Origin of the sequence: Schumannella sp. 10F1B-5-1, assembly GCF_006517535.1 — a bacterium.
Lineage (GTDB): Bacteria > Actinomycetota > Actinomycetes > Actinomycetales > Microbacteriaceae > Schumannella.
This window is the reverse complement of record NZ_VHQH01000276.1, coordinates 1-298: the sequence shown is the minus strand read 5'-3', so window position 1 is coordinate 298 and position 298 is coordinate 1. Positions and strand designations below refer to the sequence as shown.

The window sequence follows — 298 nt, the reverse complement described above, 5'->3', positions numbered from 1 at the left end:
AGACGCCGACGGTGATCGAGACCGCCGAGCCGGTCACCGACCCCTCGACGCTCGACCCCGCCTACCTCGCGGCCCTCACCCTGTCGGTGCTCAACGGCACGCCGACCCAGGGGCTCTCGAACACCGCCGGCGACCAGATCGCGGCGGCCGGATGGCCGAACCCGAGTCGGGCGGCGGCGTCGAACACGAGCGAGCCGCTGACGATCGTCTACTACTCGAACCCCGACGACGAGGGTGTCGCCCGCGGGATCGCCCAGCTCGTGGGGGCGACCGACGTGCAGCTGTCGGACGCCTTCCC

General features: G+C 72.5%; 1 protein-coding gene. It reads left to right on the top strand.

Annotated features, from left to right (window positions below):
* Positions 1-298: LytR C-terminal domain-containing protein (locus FJ658_RS15690; protein ID WP_141146254.1), on the top strand; the 298-nt coding region annotated here is incomplete at both ends.